The sequence below is a fragment of the Caldisericum sp. genome (genome assembly GCF_049967455.1).
Classification (GTDB): Bacteria; Caldisericota; Caldisericia; order Caldisericales; family Caldisericaceae; genus Caldisericum; species Caldisericum exile_A.
Map to the genome: position 1 here is coordinate 1 of NZ_JBMFSR010000094.1, position 968 is coordinate 968.

Consider the following 968-nt stretch of genomic DNA (forward strand, 5'->3'; position numbering starts at 1 on the left):
GGTGATAGTCGCATTTGTAGTTGGGATATTCATCGTGCCACCTCTCGGATTGGCTCTTGCAGATTGACTTTGCGATTATCTCGCCTGTAATGTCCTCTTTGTTTGCCTGATAGTCCGTTGCAGAGTGGTGGAGTATGATGTATTTTAATCCTCTGTAATCCGAGCTCTTTTTCATCGGATTTATGTTTCTCATTTTCATAAGCCAGGGGGAAATTGCTTATTCAATCCTTCCACGTAGCGAGAGAGTTTCTCAACGGCATCAGTGAGTCTGTCAAGTTTTTTGCCGAATACCATAAGAAGAACTTGTCCTGAACTTGTTTCAGGATAAACAGTAATAACCTGCTGAAAAAGAGTGCAGGTTACAAGGGAGTAAACAATTGGAAATCCTACATCTGCAACTGCTCTTAATATATCATTTATTTTAATCTTCTGTAATCCACATTATTCCCGTGGATTATTGAACAAATCCTTGAATACCTGGTCATAAACTATCTGGGAGATAGAGAAAGCAACTGCAATCGATTGTAATATCGTTACAGTGTCAAACTGTCCGGAAAGAAACGCCGAAGCAAATCCTATAACAGTTGATACAAGTATTGCAATGAAACTCTTCCATCTCCTTGAAAGCTTTGCACCTGTAATAAAGCGTATAATTAAAGGAGCAATCACTCCGATAAGTCCTGCAAGCCATTGTGGCTCAATATTCATTTTAAATCACCTCTTTTAATTTTGTGTATTAAAACTTAGCGGGAGAACAAAGTCCCCCGCATTTCAGGGAGGAATCTATGGAACTAAATCAGTGAAGCTTCTTGTTACGATACCGCCATCAAGAATCGTTGTGAGAGCACCGTTCTTGGTGTTCACAACATTCTTTGTTATGATCAGGTTCATAAGAGCCTGTACTTCTGCCTGTGTTACAGTTGCCTTTGGGTTGTTAAACTCCATTGAAGCAGTCTTACCGTTTTCAG

Annotated in this window: 3 protein-coding genes; all 3 read right to left on the reverse strand. The window is 39.9% G+C overall.

What is annotated here, in order from left to right:
* Positions 1-193 (reverse strand): hypothetical protein (locus ACP5SP_RS07960; RefSeq protein ID WP_428076539.1); only part of this gene is annotated, 193 nt, incomplete at its 3' end.
* A 248-nt stretch (positions 194-441) separates the two neighbouring features.
* Positions 442-708 (reverse strand): hypothetical protein, encoded by a 267-nt coding sequence (locus ACP5SP_RS07965; protein ID WP_428076541.1) that lies wholly within the window; start codon positions 706-708, stop codon positions 442-444.
* Between the two features lie 75 nt (positions 709-783).
* Positions 784-968, reverse strand: a 185-nt coding sequence (locus ACP5SP_RS07970) for a DUF2922 domain-containing protein (RefSeq protein WP_428076543.1), incomplete at its 5' end; no start/stop codon positions are given.